This window comes from Prosthecobacter sp., from assembly GCF_044227185.1.
Classification (GTDB): domain Bacteria; phylum Verrucomicrobiota; class Verrucomicrobiia; order Verrucomicrobiales; family Verrucomicrobiaceae; genus Prosthecobacter.
In genome coordinates, this window is sequence record NZ_JBGAFO010000006.1 from 49033 (window position 1) to 71969 (window position 22937).

Annotated in this window: 8 protein-coding genes; 1 reads left to right on the plus strand and 7 read right to left on the minus strand. The window is 66.0% G+C overall.

Features of this window, described 5'->3' with window-relative positions:
* Positions 1–5: 5 nt before the first annotated feature.
* The 7 genes from ACILSQ_RS15195 to ACILSQ_RS15225 all read right to left on the minus strand — a co-directional run bounded on the left by ACILSQ_RS15195 (position 6) and on the right by ACILSQ_RS15225 (position 8915).
* Complete coding sequence (locus ACILSQ_RS15195; RefSeq protein ID WP_395744500.1) at positions 6–905, minus strand: peptidylprolyl isomerase; 900 nt, start codon at positions 903–905, stop codon at positions 6–8.
* A 5-nt stretch (positions 906–910) separates the two neighbouring features.
* Complete coding sequence (locus ACILSQ_RS15200; protein WP_395744501.1) at positions 911–1618, minus strand: phage major capsid protein; 708 nt, start codon at positions 1616–1618, stop codon at positions 911–913.
* A 538-nt stretch (positions 1619–2156) separates the two neighbouring features.
* Positions 2157–4103, minus strand: coding sequence for a putative porin (locus ACILSQ_RS15205; RefSeq protein ID WP_395744502.1), 1947 nt, complete (start codon positions 4101–4103; stop codon positions 2157–2159).
* 37 nt (positions 4104–4140) lie between these two features.
* Positions 4141–4848, minus strand: a complete 708-nt coding sequence (locus tag ACILSQ_RS15210; protein ID WP_395744503.1) for a TonB C-terminal domain-containing protein — start codon at positions 4846–4848, stop codon at positions 4141–4143.
* A gap of 22 nt (positions 4849–4870) precedes the next feature.
* Positions 4871–5275: an ExbD/TolR family protein gene (locus ACILSQ_RS15215; RefSeq protein ID WP_395744504.1), complete on the minus strand. Its 405-nt coding sequence runs from the start codon at positions 5273–5275 to the stop codon at positions 4871–4873.
* A 59-nt stretch (positions 5276–5334) separates the two neighbouring features.
* Entirely contained in the window at positions 5335–7209 is a 1875-nt protein-coding gene (locus tag ACILSQ_RS15220) for a DUF2341 domain-containing protein (RefSeq protein ID WP_395744505.1), read from the minus strand.
* A gap of 38 nt (positions 7210–7247) precedes the next feature.
* Positions 7248–8915 carry a ShlB/FhaC/HecB family hemolysin secretion/activation protein gene (locus ACILSQ_RS15225; protein WP_395744506.1) on the minus strand — a complete coding sequence of 556 codons (1668 nt, stop codon included), beginning with the start codon at positions 8913–8915 and terminating at the stop codon, positions 7248–7250.
* A gap of 1315 nt (positions 8916–10230) precedes the next feature.
* Here ACILSQ_RS15225 and ACILSQ_RS15230 point away from each other — a divergent pair.
* Positions 10231–22500 (plus strand): hypothetical protein, encoded by a 12270-nt coding sequence (locus tag ACILSQ_RS15230; protein WP_395744507.1) that lies wholly within the window; start codon positions 10231–10233, stop codon positions 22498–22500.
* Positions 22501–22937 lie beyond the last annotated feature (437 nt).

The window sequence follows — 22937 nt, forward strand, 5'->3', positions numbered from 1 at the left end:
AGGGTTCAGGGATTGGCGGGAGCGGCCGGTGAAGGCACTTCCTGCAGCAGCTTTGACAGCGCCACCTCGTTCACAGCCACAGGGTGATCGTGTAACAGTTCCGTCATATAGGCCTGCATGTTTGCCCGGGCCTTCTCCGCCCGCAGCCGCTGCGCCAGCTGCACGCGCACCTGGTCAAACACGGGTGTGAAGGGCTCCCGCACGTCCATCACCTTCAGAATGTGCCAGCCGTCCTTCAGCTTGATGGGCGCGGAGACCACCTTCAGCCGCAGCTTCGGCAGTTGCGCCAGGATCTCCGGCTGGATCTGCCGCTCGTTCAGCCAGCCGATCTCGCCGTCGCGCGAGGCGCTCTCCTTTTCCTCGCTCAGCTCCCGCGCCAGCTTTTCAAAGCTCTCCGGGTTTTCCTTCAGGCGCTGCTGCACCGCCTTGAGCTTTTTCTCCGCGCCGTTTTCATCCGCCACGAAGATCTGCGCCAGCCGGAAGGAGCGCGGCACGGTGAGCGCGGCGCGCTGCGTTTCATACGCCAGCTTCAGCTCGCCCTCGCTCGGGTAGCTCTCCGGCGGGCGGCTCACCGCCTTCAAATAGCTGTCGCTGATGGCCGCCTCGCGCGCGCTCTTCAGCAGCGTCTGGATGGAGGGCTCCTCGTCCCACTTCTTCGCCAGCGCCTCCTGCAGCACCACCCGCTGCACCAGCAGCGAGCGCACGAGCTGCTGAAGCTGCGCGGGATCCCGCGCGAGCGCCGCCTTCTCCACGCTGCCCAGCGTGCCGAGAGAGGCCAGCACCTCGCTCTGATGCAGCTCGATGTCTCCGATGCTCCCGACCGTGGGATCACTCTCCGCCGCGCGCACCATTCCGCTGCACAGCAGCAGCGCAGAGCTCAGCAGGAGGCAGGGCAGGGGGCTCATGGTTTTCAGCGTCCGGCGGGTTTCTGCACCTTCGCCGCCTCTGCCTTCGTCACGGGCGTGGGGGCGGGCGCGGGTTTGGCCTCCGGCTTCACTTTGCCGTCCACCAGCTTGTCGCCGTAGTCCTGCACCAGCGTCTCCAGCTTCACCCGCATGTTTCCAGTGAAAGGCTCACGCGCCGCGATGGCGGTGCCGAGGCCAAAGCCTTCCAGCCGGGTCAAAATCTCGCTGCCCGTTTTGTACAGCTCGTCATTCTTGCGCTGGTAATCCGCGATCCTGCGGTCCTGCAAAATCACCCGTGCGGAAAGCTCCGCGCGCTGCGCCTCGATCTTCTTCGCCGCGTCCGTGATCTTCTGGTGCCCCGCCTTCCAGCTCGCCAGGGACTCCTGCAGCCGCGCCTGCTCGCGCTCCTGCTCCAGCACCTTCGCCTTCAGCTCCGCGATGAGCTTCGCGTCATTGTCCTTCTGCTCGTTGGTGTCCTTCGCCAGCTTTTTAAACTCCGCCTCGCTCTTTTTGAGCTTCTCGTCCAGCTCCACATTCGCCGCCTGCAGCGTGGCGATCTCCGCATCCGCCTTCTGCTTCTGCACGGTGATGCTGCGGAGCTGGTCGCGCATCTTCTTCAGCACCGCCATGGCGGGGTCCGCCTCTTCAGCGGCATGCGTGGCGCCGGTCAGCAGGCCGGCAAGAACGATCAAAGATAAAGTCAGGTGTTTCATGATGGAAAAAGTTTAAAGGATTGCGTGCTCATGTGAGAACCCACAGCCGCCCTGGAGCGCGGACCACCGAGTCCGCAGCAGGTCGCCCGCGCTGGGCGCGTGCTTCTTTGCATATCGCGCCGCAAGCACGGGCGCTGGAGACTGAGAGAGCGGGGGAGAAGCGCGGAGCCTCGGAGCGCGGACCTCCGAGTCCGCAGCAGGTCGCCCGCGCCGGGCGCATGCTTCTTCGCGCATCGCGCCGCAAGCACGGGCGCTGCAGCCTGAGAAAGCGGGGGAAAAGCGCGGAGTTCCGCAGCCTTGCGGAGTGCTGCGGGCTCGGAGGCCCGCGCTCCGGAAAGCGGCGGAAACGCGGAGCTCCGGCAGCCTTGCGGAGTGCTGCGGACTCGGAGGTCCGCGCTCCATAAAGCGGGGGAGAAGCGCGGAGTCCCGGAGCCTTGCGGAGTGCTGCGGGCTCGGAGGCCCGCGCTCCGGGCGCTCTGCGCTTCGCGGCGCGGGGCGGCGCTTTGCACACAGGTTTCTGTGAGTTCTCCCGGCATGCTCAAAATCTTGCGGTCAGGTCAAACATCACCACGTCGGACCGCAGCGTCGGCCCGGCGATCTGCGCGGCGGACATGTAGGAAAGGCGGATCGCCGTTGCTTTGGACAGCGCCATCGCCGCGCTCAGCGTGTAGCCCTTCATGTTGGTGCCGCCGCCGCCGAAGTTTGAATCCGTGAATCCGTCCACCACCGCGTCAGACTCGACGTAGCGGTAGCTCAACCCCACGTTCCAGTCGCCGCGCTCGCGGAAGAGCGTGTAGGGCTTGCCCACGTTCACGCCCAGAAACCACGCCGTGTCTCCGCCCGCATAGTCGCCGCTGCCGCCGCCCGTGCGGTTGTTCACCGCCACCGAGTTGATGTTCGCGCGGTTGAACGCCACGTTCTTCACAAACTCTCCCAGCAGGGACACCTGCAGCGGCTCCCAGTAGTTCAGGTCCATGCGTCCCGCCCACGCGATCTGCCGGAACGGTGTCGCCAGGCCAAAGTACTGCCACTGGTTTGTGGTGCCAAATCCGTTCAGCGGGCTCGGCGTGATGTTACGGATCGCCCGGTATGTGTTCCCTTTCTGCGCAAACAGCGGGCGGCTGTTGTCCGTGCTGCCGGCGTCCACGTTGTTCAGCGGCACAAACGGGTCGGACAGGCGGCCTTCGATGTTCTTCCAGTCCCAGAAGGAGAAGCCCATCGTCACCTCCACCTTTTCCACCGGCTTGAACTGCACGCCAAACTGGGTGGCAAACAGGTACTTGTCATAGCTCGCCACCTTGCTCGGGCTGTTGTCCGGGAAGTTCAGCGCGGTGTTAAACACCGCAAACGCGCCGCCGCTGAAGAACGTGCGGAAGTCCGGGTTCCACGCCTGGTCCAGCTTGAAGGCCAGGCCGTCCAGCGCCACGTCTTCGTCCCACATGATTTCGCTGGTGGTCATGAACAGGTTGTCAAACCGGCCCAGAAACAGCGCGATGTGCGAGTCCGTGGAGATCGCCGCGTCATACTTCACAAAGGCGCGGTCCAGCCAGAGCTGGTACTTTGAAAAGTTCCCGCCCTGCCCGCCCGGGCCCGCCGCCGCCAGCGCCTGGTTTGTGGACACCGGCGTGTTTGTGCTGCCGGTGGCAAAGCGGATGCCGGCGGTGAAGCCGTCCTCCAGATCGATGTCAAAGCCCAGCCGCATGCGCATGAGGTACGTGTCGCGGTGCTTGTCCACATTGAGCTGGGGTGAGAAGATCGTGGCCGTGGGGGACACATCAAACGGCGCGCCCGTGTTGATCATGTTGAAGTTTGGAAACACGCCTGTGGTGTCGTTGCCGTCCGGATAGCTGAAGCCCTGGTAGAGCATGCGCACATCGCCAAAGAGCTTGATGCGCTGCGTCCACTCCGGCACGGAGTTCGGCGCGGCCCAGTGCTGCTGCCGCGCCTGCTCCATCACCTCCGTGCGGAGCTGGTCGCGGATCTGGTTTTTCACGGTCTCGGGGATGTACGTCACCCGCACCTCCTCGCTGTCCGGCTGCACCGGCGGCATCGCGTTCTGCGCCATCACCGCTGCCTGCGTCTCCGCCACGGCCTGCGCCTGCGCCTTGGCAAAGGCCGCGTCTTCCTCCGCGCCTTTGATCAAGTCAGCCGCCTCCGCGTGCGTCAGGATGCCCTTCTGCACCAGGCGGTTGATCAGGTTCAGCGTCACATTCTGCGAGGGTGTTCCCAGGAGCTGCTGCTGCGGCGCTCCATTCGGATCTGGCAGCACCCCTGCCGCGGCAGCCGCGGGATCCGCTGGAATCGGCGCCGGCGTGGGTGCGGGCGCGGGCGCTGCTCCTCCGGCGGCCGGCGGCGCGTTCTCAGCCAGCAGCGGCGCGGGCAGCGCGGGCTCCGCGGCATACGTCAACGCGGGCATCAGGGCGGAAAGCAGGGAGGCGGTGAAACAGGCGTAGGTTCTTCGCCAGACTTGGTTTGGAGTGAGCATGGAGCGGGAGAAAAGGAAAGAAAAAGAGGAAGGGGCTTCAGTTCGGTTTGCGCGCCGTCAGCCGGAGGTTGATCGGCATCGGCATGTCGCCGGGCGGCGGCTCCGAGAGCACCAGGCCGCTGAAAACTTCGTTCTCGATCGCGGAGTCCAGCTTGGTGTCTCCCGTCGTGCCGCCCAGCTTCACCCGCGTGATGCGCCCGGTGTTGTCAGACCAGATCTTGATCGTGTTGGTAAATCCGGCGCGCTTCGTCAGCGGGTGGTTGCGCAGCGCGTCCGCCAGGCGGTTCTGCACCTGCCCTGCATACCAGCCCCACTTGCTGCCGCCTTTGCCGCCGCCGCCGATCATGCCGCCTTTCCCACCGCCGCCGCCGCCCATGCCCAGGCCGCTGCCGTCACCACCGCCGATGGCCGTGCCCAGCGGCTCGTCCGCGGGCTTGTCCAGCTTGTCGTCAGGCTTCTGCTCGTCAGGCTTCACTTCCTCCTGCACCACCATCTCCTCCTCCTTCTCCTTTTCCTCAGGCGGCGGCTCCTCCTTCTTGGGCGGCGGTGGCGTGGGTGGTGGCGGGGGCGGGGGCAGCGAGATGGAGATCATCTCCATCTTCTTCTTCGGCGCGGATTTGGATGGCGTGTAGTTCGCCGCAAAATAGCCCCCGCCCGCCAGCGCGAGCCCGCCGATGATGATCAGCACCAGGTGGCGCCTGAAGAAGCCAGGTTCGTCTTCGTCGTCGATGTGAGGAGATGCCATAAGATGGTAGAGGTCTGCGGGGTTATTTTTTAGGCGGCTGCGTCGCCAGGCCGATGTTGGTGAAGCCCGCGCGGCCGATGGCGGTGAGCACGTCCATGATCGTCTGGTAGGGCGTGCCCGTGCCGCCCCGCACCACCACCGGCGCGTCCGGCATCGAGGCCTTGATCCCCTCCAGCTTGCTGGAGAGCTCGTCCATCGTCACCGCCGTGGCGTTCAGCTTGATGTTTCCCTGGTCGTCCACCGTCACCGCCTGCATCTTCGGTCCTTCGATCGGCTTGGAGGTGCTCGGTCCGCCGCGCGGCAGGTTCACCTTCACCCCCTGCACCCCGGCAGTCGTCATGATGATGAAGATCAGCAGCAGCACCAGGTAGAGGTCCACCATCGGCGTGACGTTGATGTCATCGTAGGATTTGTTGTCGGCCTGCATGGGAAGGGAATGACGAAATCAGAATGAGGAATGACGAATGCGGAGGACGCGCCGGGTTGTTATTCCTTGTAGTGCTCCGCCATCTTGGTGACGAACTCGTCGATGAAGGTCTCCATGTTCGAGACCACGTCCTTGATCCGGGAGCTCAGGTAGCTGTAGATAAACAGGGCGGGAATGGCGACCGCGAGGCCGGCCACCGTGGCGAGCAGGGCGCCGGCGATGCCGGGGGCGATGGAGTTCACCTCCACCTCGCCTGATTTCGCAATGACGGCGAAGGTGATCATCACCCCGATCACCGTGCCCAGGAGGCCGAGGTACGGGCCGCCGGCGATGCCGATGGTCAGAAACACCAGCTTGCCGTTGAGCTTCTGCACCTCGCGCACCATGCCGCCGTGCAGTGTTGCCTTGATCGCCTGGATGGAGCGCCCGGAAAGCCCCATGGCGATGCCCTTGGCCTCCTTCTTTTCCTCTGGATTGAACGTCACCTGGCGGAAGGCCTTCATGCGGTGGCTGATCTCCTGCGCGCCCAGGTGGTAGAGCTGGTACAGCGGGGACTGCCGCATCAGCTTCTGCATCTTCCCGCTCACGCTGCCGCCCAGGTTTTGCACGCTGTCAGAGTCCTCCGTGTCGATGGCGGTCAGGTCGCTGGAGATCTTCTCCCAGCGCTTCATGAACTCCTTCGAAGCCTTCTCGATCGTGTTCAAATACATCACCTTTCCGGCCGCGATGGCCCAGCCGACGATGGCCAGCAGCGTGCAGAGGAAGATCACCACCCAGCCGTCAAAGGTCAGGTCCTTCGAGATGTCCGTGATCAGCGTGAGATGCTTCATGATCTCGCCCTCCTCCTCATGGTCGGAGGCCTCGTCCGCGCCCACGCGCAGCAGCTTGTCCTTGTCCGCGCCGGAGCCCTGGTTCACCGCCGCAAAGTGGATGAAGCCCGCCGGGCGCGCCGTCTTTGCAAACTCCACTTCATCCAGCTCGCCCGCGTAGCCCGTGAAGTTTCCGGCAGCCGGGGAGCTGTCCTTGTCGATCTCCACCGGCGTCTTCAGCGAGGGCATGGCCGCGCTCAGCGCGCCGTATGATTTCCCGTTCACATACACCGTGATGTTTCCCGCGTCCGCCACGGCCGCCACGTGGTGCCAGGCACCGGCGGTGATGGGAGCGCCGGGGCTGCTGCGCTGCTTGTTCACCTCCACAAACGGCACGCCGTTGTCCAGTCCCAGGATGAAGGAGTTTGCGCCGTCGCGGCGGCTCAGAATAAGGGCGTTCGGCTGCAGCGCGCCGGGCTTCAGCCACAGGGACACGGTCATCGGCGCGCCCGGGGCCCACTCCGGCAGAGGCGGGGCGGGGACCTTGATGGTCGATTGTCCGAAAACGCGAAGGCCGTTGCCAATGAGCGAGCCCGCGGCGGGAGCCGGTGCGCCTTCCGCGTTCGCGCCTGTGGCGGAGCTGTCAGAGCCCACCTTGCCACCGTCGGCAAAGTGGTACACCAGCGTCGTGTTCGCCTCATAGGTTTCCTTCACGCCCTCCGGCGCGGGGGCTTCGTGGTTGCCAAAGTACATCCACAGGCTCGTCACGCTCGCCGGCTTCAGGTCCGGCACCTGCACCCACACATAGGCCTCGCTCAGCAGCGCGTCCCAGCTTTCCACCTGGTGCTTCAGCACGGTCTTGCCGTCTTCCGTCACAAAGCGCAGGTCGCTGCCGTCCTCCTTCGCCGCCATGAAGTCCAGTACGCCCGCGTGCAGGCGCACCAGCACCGTCGTCGTGCCGATCGGCTCCGCGATGGCCACGCCCTTGCCGCTGGTGTCGATTTCGATCTTTTTGCGCGTCGGCCATTTCGCATCCCACCAGTTCTTTTCAGCGGCGGAGGCAAAGGCGGCGGCGGCCAGGTGGAAGGCCAGGACGGAGATCAGGAGGCGTGGGAGACTGAACATGCTGCGTTTTGGGAGAGAGGGGGGGAAGAGAGTGAGGCTTAGAAATCCATGCCGAGGCGGAACATGAGGAAGAGGTCGTGCGCCAAAGCGTTCGGCTGCGTCACCAGCGGCATCGCCAGATCGACCGAGCCCGTGATGTGGTTCAGGTACCGCACGCGGCTGCCGAAGCCCGCGCTGGCCAGGTCATAGCTGCGCTGCTCCGCCGGCAGCGCGTGGTGCGTGTAGAGCTTGCCGCCTTCCAGGAAGGCGTACACCCGCCACTGGTTCTCGCGGTCCTTCGCCGTGCCGATGAAGTTCGGGCTGCGCAGCTCCAGGGAGCCAAAGATCCCCGAATCCCCCAGCCGCGTGGCCAGCAGGTACCCGCGCACCGTGTTAAAGCCGCCCCCGGAGATCTGCTCCGTGTTGATCAGCGCGTCCGGCGTCGCCTGCCCCTGCGCGCGGGTGTAAAGCTGGAGGCCTCCCGGCAGGTCATGCGTGTGGGAGAGGTCTCCGCGCAGGTAGAAGAAGCTGTCCGTCGCGCCGTAGCGCCGCGCCGCAAACTGCGTCTGCGAGCCGCCCATCCCGCTCAGGTGCCAGGTCAGCGCCGTGTTGAACTCCGTGTAGGAGGTGTCCCGCACCCGGCTCGCGCTGTAGGACAGGTTGAACGGGTAGTAGGCGATGGGAGAAGATACCAGCGTGCCCCCGGCGTTCACATCCTGCACAAAGTTCTTGTAGTCCAGCCCGAAGCTCAGGGAGTGGAAGAACCCCGGCTTCGAAGGCAGCGTCCGCATCAGCCGGAAGCCCACGATCTGGCCCTTCCCGATCACCGTCGTGCCGCCCAGCGCCGCGATGTTGCTGTCCTGCACCGTGCCCGTCAGCATCACGTTCAGCCCCTCCACGCTCTGCACCGGCATCTGGTAAAAGGCCGAGTACACCGCGCTGTCAGAGATCTTCTCCGGCGCGATCTGAAAGCTCCCGCCCAGCGTGTGCCCGAGCTGCCACAGGTTTCCGTAGCTCAGGGAGCCGTTCAGGCGCAGCGGCACCGTGTTGGCATTGTGCTGGTTGTTGAGCTCCCAGCTCCCGTGCAGCGGCAGCTTGTCCTCCACCTTCAGGTCGATGTCCACCGTCCCCGGCACCACGCCCGCGCGCAGCTCCGGCGTGATCTTGCGGTCCCGCCAGCGGTTCAGCGCCACGATGTCCTTCTGCACCTCGGTGAAGTTCGGCACCGACCCCTCCTTCATGGAGGGCGCCTGCGCCTTGATCGTGCTCGGCAGGAAATAGCGCGCGCCTTTGACACGGAGGCGGCCCACCGGCTGCTCTACCACTTCCAAATAGATCACACCACGATTCCCCGTCTGCTGCGGGATCTGCACGCCCACGCTCTGGTAGCCCTTCGCCTTGTACACTTTCTCCAGCGCCAGGCGTGCGCCCTCGATGTCCTGCTCCCCGCGCCCCGGCCCCATGAAGGGATACACCGCCTCCTCGATCTCCACCGCCTTCAAGAGGTGATTTCCCCGTACGCGATACTCCCGTACGAAGAGATTTCCGATCTGTGACAGCGCCGTCGGCGGTGCCGCGGGCGTGGCCGCAGAAGCAGTGGTCGGGGCCGCCGCCGGGGGTGTCGTGGCCGCGCCGCACACCGCGCCCAGCCCCGCCCAGCACAGCAGCACGCAGAGGCCGCATGAGGTGCTGGAATTGGAAATGAGTTGCAGGAACAAGGGCGGCATTGGCGCGAGTTTCAGAGCGATCTCTTTTTCCTTCGCCGCGGCCCTCTCACAAGCTGGCCGCTGTTACGAATGCGTCACACGCTGCACCCCATCCCCGCCCTCCAAGAGGGAACGTTGTGTTTTTAAGTGACAGTTATGTCACCTGGGCTTTTGAGACACCCGCAAACAAGCCCTGTTAGAATGTGGTATTTTATCCCAAAACGGCTGCGAAACCACCCGAGTGGCCGTCTGGCTCCGCGAGATGAGTCCAGGGCGTCCCCCGTCTTCCCACGGTTCGCATCGCACATCTCCACCGAAAGGTTACAACGCACGCTTCACCCCGGAGGGAGAGATGACGGCGGTCTCTTTCACGTGCTCATTCCTTATTGAAGCTGTGTCACAGACTGACACGAAGGGAAAACGGCCGGGAGAATGTCCCGGCTTGCTTCCCAGACAAATGCCGCTGTACCAGGGTAGCCTCGCCGAGGCTCGGCAACCCTTCGCTGTGATGCGGAAGGCCGTTGGCCTTCAAGGCGAGTGTGTCAGTCTATTGTGCAAAGTTTATACCAAGAACCGTTGAAAGCGGGTTTGTTCATGCGCCAAACGCAGGCTGGCTCTGAATGTGGTCCGCTCAGTCCGCTGAGTGGAGCGCAGGCGGCAAAGCTGACGCATGCCTGCCCCCTGACACTTACAGTCCGAATCTCTTCTTTTCTGGCTTGGTAGCCACACGCTCGCTCGTTCCGCTCAGGGGACTGAGCGGGCTACTTTGCTGGCGCTCTTGCGCTGCCATGGGGGGCTAGGCTCCCTGAGGATGGGTCTCTAGCGATTCGCGAAACTGATTTCCGGCCAGAGAGGCTGGCGTTGCCTGGTTATCTTGGGCTTCGGCGGCGGCGGGCTGAGGACAGCCACGCCCTACCCACTTGCGCTGGGCCGGCGCATGCCCGGCGCAGATAGGGAGCTTGGTCCTCCAAGCGCGTCGAACGTCGCCAGACACTCGCTTGCCGGAAATCCGTTTTGGAAAACGCTCAATCATCCCTCTCCGGCTCCCTGCCGATCCTATGCGGCGGGGACGAAGACTCGTTTCAACTGTTTATGGTATTAAGGTGAGGCAAACCTCACGACGCAGGCCCTTAACCGAGTGCCATTCATGCTTGGATTCAGGCTAAGGTGAAATTTTAATACTCCACTTCCTTTTCGAGCAGCAGTCGGGGTTCGCCACCTTTCCAAGCAGTGGCCGCCTCTGCGACCCTCCCACAGAAATTGACCTTCCCCGACCACCTCCCGCTCCGGATTATCTATTTGCTATAATTTTCATATTAAATAGGTTTTCCACCAAATGCGCGCACCTCCATTCCCGTACCGGGCGGCCCCCTCCTGCCTGGACGCCTCCTTCTTCCTTTCACGCTCCCCTCAGTTGCGGGTGGTATCGGCCATCCTGCTCTTCCTCGCCTCGCTCCTGGACCTGCGCGCTGCGGATCCGCCCCCCTCCGGCACGTCCTCCGTGGGCGACACCGTCACCAATCCTGTGACGGGCACCTCCATGACCGTGTCCGCCCTCATCAAAGACCCTGCCGGCACGCCCACGGCGGGCAGCACCGCCTTTGTGCTCATGGGCGCCGCCCCTGGCACCGTCTATGCGGTCCTCGTCAAAAACGTGGGCGACTACGTCTATAACAACGACACCCCGCCGCTCGGCTTCAAGATCCTCAGCAAGGACACGACCGCCCACACCGTGACCCTGCAGAATCCGGCGAACACCTCGCTCACCGCCACGCTGTCTTATCAGGGCACGGACAGCGCCATCCTCGGCAGCTTTCAGGGGGCAGACACGGCCGGGGCCACCACGGCGCCCACGGTGGTGTCTGGGGCCACGGGCGCGATTGAGATCCACATCGGCCAGAACGGCTCCAATGGCCGCGATGGCGCTCTCTTCGTGCCGCCCAGATCCGGTGGCGACGGCGCCGTCGGACCGAACTCCAGCTACACCACGGGTTTCAACATCAGCACCACCAACCAGATCGGTCTGGTGGTGGGCAGCCAGGGCGGAAAAGGCGGCAATGGCGGCGACTCCTACCTCTCCTTCTGGGACGGCAAGGACGGGGGCAATGGCGGTGCGGGCGGCACGGTGACGGCCGTCAATTCCACCGGCATTCAGATCGCCACCACCGGGGCCGACATGTTCGGCATCTACGCCTACAGCCGCAGCGGCCAGGCGGGGAATGGAGGCAGCGGGTTTGCCGCCCCCGGCGGCGGCACCGGCGGGCATTCCAGTGATGGCGGCAGCGTCACCGTCACCAACAACGGCACCATCATCACCACGGGAGCCGGCGCCTTCGGCATCTACGCGCTGAGCGTCAGCAACAACGGCGGCAACGGCGGCGACACGTGGGGTTTCGTGGGCACCAGCGGCGCCGGAAACTACGGCGGCAACGGCGGCACGGTCACCGTGACGAACAGCGCCACCGGCTCCATCTTTACCTCCGGCGCAAATGCCCACGGCATCGTGGCGCAGAGCATCGGCGGCAGCGGCGGCTCCTCCGGCACTTCGTCCAACCTCCTGCTCTCCCTCAACGGCGCGGCGGACAACGGCGGCAATGGCGGCCAGGTGAACGTGTACAATTCCGGGCTCATCTCCACCACCGGGGGTGGCGCGCGGGGCATCATGGCGCAGAGCATCGGCGGCGGCGGCGGCGCTGGCAGCACCTCCACGGGGCTCTTTGCCCTGGGCGGGGCCGGGTCCAATGGCGGCAGCGGCGGCGTGGTGACGGTGGAAAACCGCCTCGGCGGCGTCATTCACACCACCGGCGGCAAGGCGGACGGCATCATGGCCCAGTCCGTGGGCGGCAGCGGTGGCAGCGGCTCGAATTCCTTTGGCCTCCTGGCTCTCGGCGGGGGCGGCAGCAAGGCGGGAAATGCGGCGGCCGTGACGGTTTCCAACCTGGGCACCATCACCACGGAGCAGGACGGCGCGCGCGGCATCGTGGCGCAGTCCATCGGCGGCGGTGGCGGCGATGGCGGCTCCTCCGGCGGCCTGGTTTCCGTGGGCGGCACCGGCTCGGGCGGGGGAGACAGCGGCCTGGTCACGGTGATCCAGGGCGGCACAATCACCACCGGCGGCAAGGACGCGCAGGGCATCCTGGCGCAGTCCATCGGCGGCGGTGGTGGCAATGGCGGCAGCTCCGGCTCCATCGGCCTCATGGCCGGCGTCAGCGTGGGCGGCGACGGCGGGAAGGGCGGCAAAGGCGGCGACGTGGCCATCACGCTGCAAGGAAAGAGCGGCACGCTGGACTCCCTCATTGGCACCACGGGTGCGCGTTCCCAGGGCATTTTTGCGCAGTCTGTGGGCGGTGGTGGTGGCAATGGCGGCGGTGCGGTCACCGTGACGGCGGGCTTTGAAGCCTCCGCCTCCTTTGCCATCGGCGGGAAGGGCGGCAGCGCGGGGGACGGCGGCCTCGTCACCCTCGGCCGGGGCAACAGCGGCGCCAGCGATGTGACGACCTTTGGCGACAACTCCTCCGCCGTGTTTCTGCAGAGCGTGGGCGGTGGTGGCGGCAGCGGCGGCTTTGCCGTGGCTGTGGCGCTTTCCAGCGGCTACACCTCCGGCTCCCTGAGCGTGGCCGTGGGGGGAGATGGCGGTGGCGGCGGCAAGGGCGGCAATGTCACCGCGGGCACCTTCACTCCTGCGGGGGTGATGACAGCCAGCGGCTTCAAAGGCGACATCTACACCGGGGGAAATCAGTCCTTCGGCTTCCTGGCGCAGAGCGTGGGCGGCGGCGGCGGCAATGGCGGCCTGGCCGTCTCCGTGGCGGGCAGCACCAGCCTCGCGATGAGCGGATCGCTGGCCATCGGCCTCGGCGGCACGGGAGCGGGCGGCGGGGCAGGGGGCACGGTGCAGGCAGGCGTGGAGGGGACTATCACGACGATAGGCAACAACTCCACGGCCCTGCAGGCGCAGAGCATCGGCGGCGGTGGCGGCAATGGCGGCGGCAGCATCGCTGTGTCCCTGACTGCCAGCGGCGGCCCGGCTGGAGCCATGGGGCTTTCCATCGGGGGGGATGCCGGACCTGCCAGCAACGGTGGTGATGTGACCCTGGCCACGCGCAACAGCACCATTTTCACCCAGGGGGACAATTCCAAGGGCATCGTCGTCCAGTCCGTCGGTGGTGGCGGTGGCAATGGCGGCTATGCGATTTCCGCTGGCGCGGCGGGTTCCATCACCGATGCAGCGGCCGTGAATGTGGGCCTGGGCGGCAAAGGCGGTGGCGGCGGAAACGGCGGGACCGTGAAGGCCGACCTGCAGTCCAATGTGGAGACCTCCGATGTCGTGATCGCACGTGCGCAGGACCCTGTGACGGGCGAAGACATCCCGGCGCACTACGGCAAAAATGCCACGGGCATTCTCGTGCAATCCGTGGGCGGCGGCGGTGGTACGGGCGGCTTCAGCGTGGCGGCGGGCGGAGCGCTGGCGGGCACGGGCAGCGGTGCGGTCAGTGTGGGCCTGGGCGGCAGCGGGGGCACGGGTGGTACTGGCGGCTCCGTCACGGTGAGCTCGACGGGTACCATTCTTACCCGGGGCGACAGCTCCTCCGGCCTGGTGGCGCAGAGCATCGGCGGCGGCGGGGGCAGCGGTGGCTTCAGCATTTCCGTGGCAGGCGCGGGCTCCTCCACTGGCAGCGGAGCCATCCAGGTGGGGCTGGGGGGCAGCGGCGGTCCGGGGAACTTTGCCCAGGACGTGACCGTGAACACCTCCATCGGCAAGATCACGACCTACGGCAATGATTCCCTTGGCGTGCTGGCGCAGTCCATCGGCGGCGGTGGGGGAGCGGGCGGTTACAATGTGGGCGTGGCAGGCGCGGGAGCGGGCGGCGGCAGCGGGGCCATCAGTGTGGGCCTGGGTGGCAGCGGGGGCTCCGGCAGCTACGCGGGCACGGTGCGGCTCACGGTGAACAATGACGTCAGCACCGCGGGCAAAAACTCCTCGGGCGTGGTCGGGCAGTCCATCGGCGGCGGGGGTGGCGCGGGTGGGTATAATGTTTCGGCCTCCGGGGCGGGCTCCGGGTCCGGCAGCGGGGCCATCAGCGTGGGGCTGGGCGGCAGCGGGGGCTCGGGCAGCAACGGTGGCGAGGTCTATGTGACGGTGACCGGCAAGGTGGACACGCTGCTGGAGAATTCGTACGGCGTGCTGGCGCAGTCCATTGGCGGCGGCGGTGGCGCGGGCGGGTACAATGTCAGTGTGGCAGGAGCGGGTGGGACGGGCGCGGGGGCGGTCAGCGTTGGTCTGGGCGGCAGCGGAGCGGGTGGGGGGAATGGGATGAAGGTGGAGCTCAATTCTAGTGGGTACGTTCACACGATCGGCAAGGGGGCGGCGGGGCTTATGGCGCAGTCGATTGGCGGGGGTGGGGGCAGCGGGGGGTTTAATGTGAATGTGGCGCTGGCGGTTGGGGCGTCGGGAAGCGGGGCGATTTCTGTGGGGCTGGGTGGTTCTGGTGGGGTTGGTGGTAACGGTGGTGCAGTTACGCTTATCAGCGCCGGGAATGTTTTGACGGAAGGAGACGGGTCCATTGGCATTGGGGCTCAGTCGATTGGGGGCGGGGGTGGTAGCGGGGGTTTTGATGTGAATATTCCTGTGGCCATTGGTAACGGTGCCGGCTCTATCGGGGTCGGCTTGGGCGGCTCCGGAGGGGGTGGGGGAAGTGCCATTGGCACGGTGGATCTGCGGGTGACCAACAACGTTACGACCAAGGGCAAAAAGTCCATAGCCGTGCTGGCTCAGAGCATCGGCGGCGGCGGAGGCAATGGTGGCTTTGATCTCACTGTTCCCATTGCTGCGGCCGGCACGGGTTCGGGTGCCCTGGGCATCAGCATTGGTGGCAGTGCGACGGGTGGAGGAAACGCGGACGTCGTTATTTCAAATGTCACCGGCACCATCACCACGGAGCAGGAAGGCTCCATCGGCATCCTGGCGCAGAGCCTCGGCGGAGGTGGGGGCAGCGGTGGCATGGCCATCAGTGGCGCGGTGGCTCTCGCGGGTCAGGGCAGCGGCGCGGTGAGCATCGGCCTGGGTGGCAGCGGAGGCATCGGAGGTTACGCGGGAAGCGTTACCAATACTTTTACCGGAAGCCTTTATACGGTGGGCAAGGACAGCTCTGGTGTGGTGGCGCAGTCCATCGGGGGCGGCGGCGGCAGCGGCGGGATCAGCATCAGCGGGGCCATCGGCATGGCCAAGGATGGAGCGGGCGCGCTGGCTTTTGGTCTGGGCGGCAGCGGTGGCTCGGGTGGGGATGCCGGCGTGCTGGTCACGAACACCGTGATCGGCTACGTGCAGACCCAGGGGGACAACTCCTACGGCGTGCTCTCCCAGTCCATGGGCGGCGGCGGCGGCGCGGGCGGACTGAATGTTTCCGGCACCATCACCGCGGCCAAGACCGGCAGCGGCGGACTTGCCATCGGCATCGGCGGTTTGGGCGGGGATGGAGGTGACGGTAAAGAAGTTATCAGCAGCGTTACCGGCGGTGTCATCACGGCGGGCAAGGGCTCCATCGCCATCGCCGCGCAAAGCCTTGGTGGTGGGGGAGGTGCGGGGGGTTTAGACGTTGTGGGCAGCATCAATGTGAGCAAGGAAAACGGCGGCACTTTGGGCGTCGGGGTGGGTGGTTTTGGGGGTGATGGAGGTAACGCTGGAACCGTGACGAGCACGGTGGTGGCAACGAGTGCTTATAACAATCTTATTGGCACCATTGGGGACAACTCCACCGCCATCCTGGCGCAGAGCGTGGGCGGCGGCGGCGGTGCGGGCGGCATGAACGTGACGGGCGGCATTAACATCACCGGTAAAAGCGGAGCCTCCATTGGCGTCGGTCTCGGCGGCTTTGGCGGGGTGGCAGGAAACGGCGGTGTCGTTACTGCGAATGTCACCGGGAACATCATCACCCAGGGAAACAATTCCCACGGCATCGAGGCGCAGTCCATCGGCGGGGCGGGCGGTGACGGCGGCATCAATGTCACGGGGACCATGGCCTTTTCCCAAAGTCCGGCGACTTCAGCCGCCGTCTCGGTGGGTGTGGGCGGCTTCGGCGGCAACGGGGGCAGCAGCAGCGCCGTCACGGTGAACTACAGCGGCACGCTGACCGCGCGGCCCATGGCGCTGGTACCGGCCTCGGGCGGAAATCCGGCCCACTATGTGTATGTGGATGGAGCGGGCTCCAACGGCATCATGGCGCAGTCCATCGGTGGCGGCGGGGGCAATGGCGGCATGAACGTGAGCGGCGGCATCTCCTATGTGGGCGGCACCGGGCATGGTTATGGCATCGTGGTGGGCGTGGGCGGCTACGGCGGTGATGGCGGCGACGCAGGCACCTCCACCGTGACGGTGACCGGCGGCGACAGCATCACCGGCTACGGCACCGGCCATTCGGCGATCCTGGCGCAGTCCATCGGCGGCGGGGGCGGGACGGGGGCCATGAACGTGACCGGGGGCATCACCTCCGACTCCGGCCTGCTGTTTGGCGTGGGCGGCACGGGCGGAGACGCCGGCATCGCCAAGGCGGTGACGGTGAATGCGACCACCAATGTCTTCACCAGCACGATCAACAACGAAGACGGCCTCACCTCCGCGGGCGTGCTGGCGCAGTCCATCGGCGGCGGCGGCGGCAATGGCGGCCTCAACGTGACCGGCGGCATCGCGATTTCCAAGCAGGCCGGCGTGCCCTCCGTGAACTTCGGGATCGGCGGCAATGGCGGCGCGGGCGCGAGCAGCGGCGACGTGAATGTGACGCTCACCGGCAATGCCATCACCTCCGGCGACTGGGTGCACGGCATCATGGCGCAGAGCATCGCCGGCGGCGGCGGCAACGGCGGGATGAACGTGGGCGGCCAGCTCAACTTTGCCGACTCGGAACTGTCCGGCGGCAACACCGACGTGAGCATCATCGCGGGCGTGGGCGGCACGGCGGGAGACGGCGCGGTGGCGGGGAACGTCACGGTGAACAACAGCGGGATCGTGACCACGGCGGGCGACTACGCCCGCGGCGTGGCGGCGCAGTCCATCGGCGGCGGCGGCGGCACGGGCGGGATGAATGTGACGGCCATCTACGCCAAGAACAGCAACCCCATCACGGTGGGCGTGGGCGGCACCGGCGGCAGCGCCGGAGACGCCGGGAATGCCAGCGTGTTCCGCGGCACGGCCCTGCTGGCGGCGGGGAAAGTGACCACGGACGGCCTCAATGCGCACGGCATCGAGGCCTCCAGCATCGCCGGGGGGGGCGGGGATGCCGGGATGAACTTCAACGTGGGCTACAGCAGCGTCGGCGAGGCCTCGTCGAAGCCCGGCTTTGCGGCGGTCTTCGCCATCGGCGGCGGCGGCGGAGACGCGGCCAGCGGCAAGTCGGCCACGGTGATCAATTACAGCGCGATCGAGACCAAGCAGGACAACTCCTACGGCATCCTGGCGCAGTCCATCGGCGGCGGGGGCGGCAATGCGAACTTCAACATCGGCGTGACCCATGCCGGAGCCAGCACCACGGCGGGCAGCAATCTGTACAACAAGCCGAACCAGAACATGGCCTTCAGCCTGGCCGTGGGCGGCGCGACGGGCGACGGTGGTCACGGTGGCGACGTTACCGTGACGCAGGTGGGAGACCTCACCACCGTGGGCAAGCAGTCCATCGGCATTCTGGCGCAGTCCATCGGCGGCGGCGGGGGCAATGCGGGGCTGGACATCGGCTTTGTGAAGGCGGACGGCGGCAAGGCGGGCGTTACGATTGGCCGAGAAGGCGGCACCGGAGGTTACGGCGGCACCGTAACTCTGAACTACACCGGCACGCTCAACACGACGGGAGAGATGGCCTTCGGCCTGCTGGCGCAGTCCCTGGGCAATGGCGGCGGCAACAGCTCCTCCACCACGATCAGCGGCGAGGTGCCCAGCGGCCAGAACGACCTGGGCCAGACGCGGCCGCAGAGCGCCACGCTGGCGATCGGCCTGGCGGGGGGCACGGGAGGTTACGGCGGCAACGTGACCCTGAACTCGAACGGATTCATCACCACGCGGGGCAGGCGCGCCTACGGCGTCTTCGCGCAGAGCGTGGGCGGCGGCGGCGGCAACGGCGGCAATGCGAACTCCTTCGGCATCACCGCACCGATCATCGCGCTGACCCTGGGCGGCACCGGGGGCAACGGCGGCTACGGCGGCCAGGTGGACCTGACGAACACGGCCCAAGTGGAAACCTTTGGCGAGGAAGGCGTGGGCCTGCTGGCACAGTCCATCGGTGGCGGCGGCGGCAGCGGCGGCAGCACCTATGCGGGTGGTACCAAGACCGGGGACACGGGCATCACTGTGGGCATCGGCGGCGTGGGCGGGCCGGGGATGGACGGCGGCATCGTCAATGTGATCAATTACGGCATCATCGTGACGCATGACCTGGCGGCACACGGCATTCTGGCGCAGTCCATCGGCGGCGGTGGTGGCGACGGTGGCTCGGCGATCAGCGTGCTGGCCAGCATGCATCCGGCGAATCCGAACGGGAACAACACCACGCGCGTGGCGGTGAACGTGGGCGGCGCGGGCGGCACCGGCGGCGTGGGCAAGGCGGTGAACGTGACGAATTACGGCGGCATCGGTACGTACAAGGCGGCCTCGGTGGGCATCTTTGCGCAGTCCATCGGCGGCGGTGGCGGCAACGGCGGCTCCGTTTTGAGCGCTGCCCTGGCCGGAACCAGCGGCAACAACATCGGCATCAACATCGGCGGCAACGGCGGCACGGGAGGCACCGGCGGTGATGTGACGGTGAAGAACCTGACGACGTCTGATCCCGACAGCGGCAAGATCATCACGCTGGGTGACAAGGCCTACGGCATCCTGGCGATGAGCGTGGGCGGCGGCGGTGGCACGGGCAGCAATGTGGCCTCCATCAGCCGCGGCACCGGGGCCGGGGACGGCGCGACCTCCGTGGACCAGGTGCAGTTTGCCGTGGGCGGCAACGGCGGCGTGGGCGGCAGCGCCGGGGTGGTCGATGTGACCAATGCCGGGCTCATTTCAACGACGGGCAAAGGCGCGCACGGCATCGTGGCGCAGAGCGTGGGCGGCGGCGGCGGCAGCGGCGGCATGGCGATCTCCGGAGACCTGGCCTTTGGCTCGGACATTCCCACCGGCAATGACACCTTCAACATCGCCATCGGCGGGCAGGGCGATGACGGCGGCAAAGGCGGCGAGGTGAAGGTGCTGAACACCGGCACCATCCACGTGACCGGAGAAGGGGCCTACGGCATCTACGCCCAGAGCGTGGGCGGCGGCGGCGGCGACGGCGGCTTTGCGGTGGCGCTCTCGCGCAATCTGGCGAAGAACCCGAAGGAAACCTTTGGCGGCGCGACGTCCACCTTTGCGCTGGGCGGCTTCAATGGCAGCGGCGGCGACTCCGGAAACGTGACGGTGACCCACACCGGCTCGATCATTGCCGAGGGCGACAACGCCTACGGCATCTTTGCCCAGTCGGTGAGCGGCGGCGGCGGCAACTCGGCGATGTCCATCTCCAGCCCGGTGTGGATGGCGGCGAACCTGGGGCTGAAAACCATCATGGGGGGCAACTCCTCCGGCACGGCCGGCATTGTGACGATCAACACCACGGGGAACATCACCATGACCGGGAAGAACAGCGTGGCCTTCTTCTCCCAGAGCGTGAACGGCGGCGGGGGCAATGTGAACCAGTTCATGGACTTCAGCCAGCAGGCGCAGGGCCTGGGGGACAACGGCCTGCCGCTGCCGGGCAACGCCGGAGACATCGACACGGCGTACGCCTACCTGGACTCCGTGGTGCAGATGGGCTCCAACGCGATCTTTGGCACGGTGGCGGCGGCTGTGGACGCCACCCACATCGGCGATCTCTACTCCCATGGCGACAACAACGGCGGCGGCCTGCTGCAGTCCATCGGCGGCGGCGGCGGCCGCGGCTCGCAGAACATCAGCCTCGCGCAGGATTCGGACATCAACCTCGTGGTGGTTCTGGGCGGCAAGGATGTGGACGACAGCGGCGGCGGCGATGTGAAGTTTGACCAGACCGGCGGCGTGGATGTGGCGGGCACTCAAAGCGCGGGCGTGACGGTGCAGACCATCGGCGGCGGCGGCGGGGTGCAGTTCATCACGCTGCAGAAGGTGCCCACCACGCTCTCCGCCCCGGCTCCGCCCACGTTTGGGCTGTTCAGCCTGTTTGCCCTGCCGCTGACGGCGACGAATCTGACGCTGGGAGCGAACGGCGGTGTGAACAATGACGGCGGCACCATCAACAGCACCTACTCGGGCTCGCCCGTGACCACCAGCGGGGACCGCTCCCCTGCGCTGATCATGCAGTCCATCGGCGCGGGCGGCGGCATCACCTACACGACGCTGGCGGGCGTGTCGGGCCTGAATGTGGACCTCGGCGGGCAGAACGGCGCCTCCGGCAACGGCGGTGACATCACGATCGTGAACACACGCGACGTGGGCACGAACGGCGTGCTCTCCCACGGGATCGTGCTGCAGTCCATCGGCGGCGGGGGCGGCGCGGTGTTTACCGATCTGGACCCCTCGCTCATCGCGGTGACGCTGAACACGGACAACAACGGCAACGGCGGCCTCATCGACCTGACGCAGAATGGCAATGTGGTGGCGCTGGGAGACCGCTCCACGGCCGTGCTGCTGCAGAGCCTGGGCGGCGGCGGCGGGCTGGTGGACGACCTCTTTGCCGGCAATGCCGGCGGCACTGGAAACTCCGGCCCGATCACGCTGATCATGAACGGCAGCATCCAGGCCACGGGCCTCGGCGGCAGCGGCATCTTTGCGCAGTCCAAGGGCAGCGGCACGCAGGGGAACATCAACGTCACGCTCAGCAGCGGCAAGATCCTCTTCTTTGGCGATGGCGGCACGGGCGTGAAATTCTCCGGCGGCGCCACGAACCTCTTCACCAACAACGGCCTCGTCTTCGGCATGGAGGGCGTGGTCGGACAGGCCTTCGCGGGCGAGGAAGGGAACGACACGGTGCAGAACAACGGCTCCTTTGTGGGCAGCGCGAACTTTGGCAGCGGCGTGAACCAGTTTAACAACGCCGCGAATGCGATCCTCGCGCTGGGTCCGCAGTTCTACCTCGGCGCGGCGGGGAATCAGCTTTTCAACGACGGCATCCTGCTGCCCGGCGGCACCGGACTGGCGCAGCACACGGACATGACGGGCAGCTTCACGCAGAGCAGCGGCGGCACGACGTTTGCGGAGCTGGACTTCCAAACTGATCTGCTGGACCAGGTGTCGATGACGGGCATCGCGAAGCTGGCGGGACGCATCGACGTGGCCCTGCTGAATCCGCAGCTCGTGCCCATCGGCCATTTTGAAAAAACACTGTTTCATGGCGATGGCGGCGTCATCAATGACGGCGCGGTGCTGACCACGAAGCCCTCGGTGGTCATCACCTACGATCTGGGCTACCCCACGGGGAACGACGCGGTGCTCAGCTACGACGTGAACTTCAATCCGCCGGGCTCCAACTTCGGACGCAACCTGGTGGAGGTGGGAGGCTACTTTAACAACATCCAAATGGCCGGCAGCTCCCCCGCGCTGGCGCCCACGGTCATCGCGCTGCTCTATGCGCCTGACATCGAGACCTACCGCAATCTGCTGAGCCAGCTTGGCCCGGATTTCTACGGCGAGCAGCAGGCGGAGATGCTGCGCGGCACGCAGCGTTTTGGCGAGACTATTCTCAATGGCGGCAGCACGCGCTACGGGCTGAAGGAGCGCATGATCTGGTTTGACTTCCTGGGCACGAACACGGTGCACAGCGCGTATGACGACTACAAGACGGTGCGGATGCAGACGCTGGGCTTTGCGCTGGGCTTTGAAGACATGATCACCAGCCACTGGAGCGCGGGGCTGGCCGTCTCGTATGAAGACAACACCGCCAACGGCTACCAGGGCCGCTGGAACGCGAACGGCAGCACGGAGCGCTTTGGCGGCGTGCTGCGCTACAAGAACAGCGGCCACGAGCTCGCCGCCATGCTCTCCTTTGGCTGGAACAGCATGGACAGCACGCGCGCGGGATACGTGGCCTACCCCTTCAACACCAGCGTGAACCGCGACATGCAGGTGATCACCGCGATGCTGCGCTACGCCCATGAATTTGTGACCGATGACTTCTACCTCAAGCCGCAGGTGGACCTGGGTGTGACGCACCTGAGCGCCGGAGCCGCGCGCGAAAACGGCGGGGCCACCACGAACCTGGAAACGGGCGCGGTGAACGCAACGAACCTGGCGCTGCTGGGCTACTACGAAACCCATGCGTGGGTGCGGCCCGCCGTGACCATCCGCAAGGCGATCATCGTGACGAACACCACGCGCATCAGCCTGCACACGGAGATGGGCTTCCAGTATTACATCAACGGCAACGACACGTATGTGAAGGCGGGATTCATGGGCGCGCCGAACGTGGACGGGATGAACGTGCCGATCGGCCTGGGGTCCATGGCGAGCCTGAGCGTGGGGATGCAGGTGCTGATCATGAACGATCTTTCGTTTGGGCTGTACTACACGAAGGCGCTGTCGAAGCACTACCACCTGGATTTGTATAACTTCAGGTTTAACAAGAGTTTTTGATGCGGGGGAGGTGAGGGCGTGCGGTGGGCATGGGGACGCTCGAGTTTGCCGCAGAGGGGCGGAGGAGCAGAGGGGGCAGAGATGGTTTTCATTCTTTGCGTTCTTTGCCTCTCTGCTCCTCTGCGGCAGAGGCGAATGTCTCTGCTGTGTCGAAGCGGGTGCGTGCGGCGAGCGCAACTCTCCCTCTCTCCGCCCCTGGAAAACGTAAAAACGAATCGTGTGCTTCGGGGAGAGGGCTGGGGTGAGGGGCCGACCCTGCGCCTTCGCGAGCGTAGGGAGTCCCCCTCACCCAGCCTCTCCCCCAAGAATGCCTTTGCGCGATTGCCATGTCATGGAGGGGGAGAGGGGATCCACTTTACGTCCTACGCGATGTCATGAGCAAAAAAGGCCTCTCCCGATGCGACAAGCTGTGTTCGCCTTTTACAGGTCCTCCTCCC

Excerpts from the sequence above, each read along its gene's own strand:
- ACILSQ_RS15195 (WP_395744500.1), bottom strand. The coding sequence starts at position 905 with ATGAGCCCCCTGCCCTGCCTCCTGCTGAGCTCTGCGCTGCTGCTGTGC.
- ACILSQ_RS15200 (WP_395744501.1), bottom strand. The coding sequence starts at position 1,618 with ATGAAACACCTGACTTTATCTTTGATCGTTCTTGCCGGCCTGCTGACC.
- ACILSQ_RS15205 (WP_395744502.1), bottom strand. The coding sequence starts at position 4,103 with ATGCTCACTCCAAACCAAGTCTGGCGAAGAACCTACGCCTGTTTCACC.
- ACILSQ_RS15210 (WP_395744503.1), bottom strand. The coding sequence starts at position 4,848 with ATGGCATCTCCTCACATCGACGACGAAGACGAACCTGGCTTCTTCAGG.
- ACILSQ_RS15215 (WP_395744504.1), bottom strand. The coding sequence starts at position 5,275 with ATGCAGGCCGACAACAAATCCTACGATGACATCAACGTCACGCCGATG.
- ACILSQ_RS15220 (WP_395744505.1), bottom strand. The coding sequence starts at position 7,209 with ATGTTCAGTCTCCCACGCCTCCTGATCTCCGTCCTGGCCTTCCACCTG.
- ACILSQ_RS15225 (WP_395744506.1), bottom strand. The coding sequence starts at position 8,915 with ATGCCGCCCTTGTTCCTGCAACTCATTTCCAATTCCAGCACCTCATGC.
- ACILSQ_RS15230 (WP_395744507.1), top strand. The coding sequence starts at position 10,231 with ATGCGCGCACCTCCATTCCCGTACCGGGCGGCCCCCTCCTGCCTGGAC.